General features: G+C 33.8%; 4 protein-coding genes. 3 read left to right on the top strand and 1 reads right to left on the bottom strand.

The genetic code is table 11. From position 1 onward, the window contains the following. Positions 1-299: 299 nt before the first annotated feature. On the bottom strand, positions 300-1,184 hold the full coding sequence (locus NC856_RS17560) for a toll/interleukin-1 receptor domain-containing protein (protein ID WP_264091689.1): 885 nt from the start codon (positions 1,182-1,184) through the stop codon (positions 300-302). A 539-nt stretch (positions 1,185-1,723) separates the two neighbouring features. On the opposite strand from NC856_RS17560, the gene NC856_RS17555 reads away from it, so the two are divergent. The 3 genes from NC856_RS17555 to NC856_RS17545 all read left to right on the top strand — a co-directional run bounded on the left by NC856_RS17555 (position 1,724) and on the right by NC856_RS17545 (position 3,404). After that, positions 1,724-1,939 (top strand): hypothetical protein, encoded by a 216-nt coding sequence (locus NC856_RS17555; RefSeq protein ID WP_000655890.1) that lies wholly within the window; start codon positions 1,724-1,726, stop codon positions 1,937-1,939. Between the two features lie 90 nt (positions 1,940-2,029). Then, the gene (locus NC856_RS17550) at positions 2,030-2,311 is read left to right on the top strand and encodes a helix-turn-helix domain-containing protein (protein ID WP_079919761.1); all 282 of its coding nucleotides are present in this window, start codon (positions 2,030-2,032) and stop codon (positions 2,309-2,311) included. Continuing rightward, positions 2,304-3,404: a reverse transcriptase family protein gene (locus NC856_RS17545; RefSeq protein ID WP_264091688.1), complete on the top strand. Its 1,101-nt coding sequence runs from the start codon at positions 2,304-2,306 to the stop codon at positions 3,402-3,404. Before NC856_RS17550 ends, NC856_RS17545 begins: the two co-directional genes overlap by 8 nt. Positions 3,405-3,586: the final 182 nt, after the last annotated feature.

Below are 3,586 nucleotides of genomic sequence, written 5' to 3'. Positions count from 1 at the left end.
CATGATGAGCCTCCGTTGGTTGTATTTTAACCAGAGAACTCTATTAAGCGGTAAGACTAAATTCAGGGGGGACTACACAATGACAGGGCATGAATGATAATTTCTGATATTGTTATGACTCTTGTTAAAACCCGCAATGGCTGGGCTGCTATAAGCTTGCCGATCATTTCTATTGTGGGTGTTATAGTAGTAAGGCGATTTTCTCTGATAATGTTGTATTCAGAAGAAGGATGCAATACTGGAAAGTTTTGAGGCAAAACAAGTCTTGCATCTAAGTTTGTTTTGCCTATTAAATTATTTTATGACGTTGCGATGCTTCTACTTTTGTATGCAATTTTAGATAGTTCTTTTGCTATTTCATCAATACTATGTATCGTTGTTTGTAAAGCAAGTTTATCTGCTAAGTAATGGCTATACTCTGCAACCTCTGTTGCATCAATATTATGCCAGATTGGTAGCAGAACTTTATTTTCGTCATTTACTGCTCGGTTAATCAAGCTATCTAACTCATACTGAGTCCATTTTTTACTAAAAAAAGCATGAGACAGCACGACAATTCCATAAGATGCTTTTTTCAAGCCCGTATCTATATTCCTTCTTAAGCTATCACCAATTTCCAATGTTTGTTCATCGAACCAAACGTTAATACCAAGTTGCGATAATTCATTTACCAATGGTCTAACGAAATTATCTTTATCTTCACTAGCATGAGATATAAAGAAATCAAAATATATTTCAGAATTTTCTTTCATTTTTGTGCTCTGCAGTTCATATGATTGATGGAAAACAGCTTGAAGTTTTGCCCATTCAATTTCAGCATTATCTTCCTTTCGTTGATAGTATATTTTATGCACAGGGAACTCGATGTTTGATATGTAGATGTAAAAAGTGTTCTCAATCTTTTTTCCATCAAGTTCTTTCCATTTCCATTCATAATTATGTATATATGATATTGATTCTTGGAAGTACCTATGATCGATTAAACTCCCGGCGCGAAAAGATGCCTTTTTAATATTAAATGCTATGTAAGTGTTGCCCTCTCCAGAAAATATAATATCATATCCATCTTCGGCAAGTAGTGCATAAACTTCTTTCGATATTTTATGCTGCTTAACTGCTAAATATACAAATAATGGCATAACTAAAATTATTACAACGATTAGAAATACAGGGGAAAGATCCATAAATTAATCTCAATGTTGTAAAATAAGAATCATGTTGGTGACTATCATCCTATCATAAAAAAATAATAATAGTATTTTTATGTTGGATACAACCTGCATGGATAGTGGTAATTCAGAATATATAACAATGCAAATAATGAATAAAAATTGTATTTTTTATATGAAAATAGAATATCAAATGAAGTTGCCTCACAGTCAACATTGAGCTATCTTTAAATCATGGACGAACGAACTCGTTTGTCTTTGCTCTTTAAAAACCTCTAGGATCGGTAAAGGACTGAGTGAAATTTTCAGTCAACCATTTCTCCAATGCGAGACGTGGCCCATGTCCCTCTTCATTGTGATCGTGACCTTATGCGAAATGTATATTGCAATCGTATATCTACGATACGGCATTGTTTAATGCTGAAATGGCGGGGTATCCAATCAGTTGTGTTGGATGGGTGTTGGCTGGCTTTGTCTACGGTGTGCAACACGATCCACAGGACATTTTGGCGGGGGATGCAAGTTGCATCGTGTTGTTAAAATGAGAGGTTTTTATGAAAGATGTTTTAGACACTTTGCGCCAAGTGCGTGAAAAGAGCAAACACACTGTAGACAATAGCTCTTTGAAAGAACTGGATGATGCGATTCTGACCCTTGAAAAAAGAATCGAAGAGAATTCTAAAGGCCACACAGCCTTAGATTATCTTTCTTATATCGCGAAGATCTTTGCTTTAATTAAACTTCTGAGCGGTGATTCTGATTTTCATTGATATCTACCTACTAAGGGGATTTGTTATGTATCCATCTTCATTTTTTGAACGAGCAGCCAGCCATGTCAATCCCATTATCTGAGGTGCACTATGTTAGATATTGGTTCAACCATTAAACTATGCCGTGAAGCACGTAAGCTCACCTTACAAGAACTATCAGATAGAACGGATTTAACGAAATCTTATCTATCTCGTATAGAGAACAATCAAAGAGATCCTACTATTACAGCGTTAGAAAAAATATCATTAGCGCTACATATTCCTCTAAATATCATCATCCTTCTTTCTGAAAATGAAGAGACAAATAATGATTTTTCTGATATCAATCATATGCTCAAAAAAACTATAATGGATACATTAGTTAATGCATAAAAAATGGAGTTATTCAAACAGACCACTTGCTAATTTAGAGTCTCTATTCAAAATTCTGGAAACAAATGAAGAGAGGCTCTCTTATCTTCTAAAAAACAAAAAGAGTTATTTCAAAACGGTAACCGTAATAAGAAAAGGAAAAACAAGAACGACGTATAAAGTGGTTGGTGAATTATTAAAAATACATAAGCTTATTAAACAGCGTATTTTTTCAAAGATAACACTGCCTGAGTATATTACTGGCGGTAGGAAAGGAGTCAGCTATATAGATGATTGTATATCTCATCGTAATAAATCAATTATCATTCAAGAAGATATGAAGGATTTCTTTCCTTCTATAAAAGAAGACCTGATAGCTAAAGCATTTCAATATTACATGAACTTCTCCCCTGAAGTTTCATCATTAATAGCCAAACTATCAACACTTGAAGGCTCACTTGTTCAAGGAACTAAGTTAAGTACTGATATTGCCAACTTAATATTTTTAGAAGAAGAGGCTCTTATAAGTGAGGAAGTCGGAAGATTAGGTGGAAAGTACACGAGATATGTCGATGACATAACTATTAGTTTCGAATCAGAAGTTAATAATGAAGATATTTCAAAAATAAAAACAATGATTTCGTCCATGGCGCTCAAAAGTGGGGTTAGATTAAATAGGAAGAAATCAAGGGTTTTGAGGAATGGTCAGTCCAAAATCGTACATGGTGTAAAAGTAATCAAAGAGATTAGACCAACACAAAAAAGAAAACATAATATAAGGATGTGTCTTTTTAATTTGAAGAAAAAAGTGATTGAAAGAGAAAATGTTATCGATGTTCTCACATTGTATTTTAAGATTAGGGGATTAGTAAATACATTAAAGCAGCAAGGTGATAAGACTCATGCTGAGTATATAAAACAAGCTAATCAGTTTGTTGCTGGCATTGATAAAAAGGATGCAATAAAATCAATCAGGAAAATGAGGAAGGTTAAAGACATCAGGAAATTAAGATCGTTATATTCAAAGTTAAAACCATTAGGGTATTCATCTAAAAGTGTTTCTGCCATTTTGGATGTTGAATATAAAACCTGTAAATGTAAAACTAATAACTAACTAATTGAGAAGTTACGGGTAAATCATACTGGATTGTCAGCGATTTATTACGGATTACGATTAATAGGTAATAAAATTATTTATTAATACGATAACTGGATGGTCGAGCCTGTCCGTAATTCTGTGTAACTGCCATCGTATTAAAGGTGAGCGCTCAGGCGGTCACCGAACTCAATAATAAA

The organism is Brenneria izbisi, from assembly GCF_025840185.1.
Taxonomy (GTDB): Bacteria; Pseudomonadota; Gammaproteobacteria; order Enterobacterales; family Enterobacteriaceae; genus Brenneria; species Brenneria izbisi.
The sequence above is the reverse complement of the archived record's forward strand: the minus strand, read 5'-3'. Positions and strand labels throughout refer to the sequence as shown.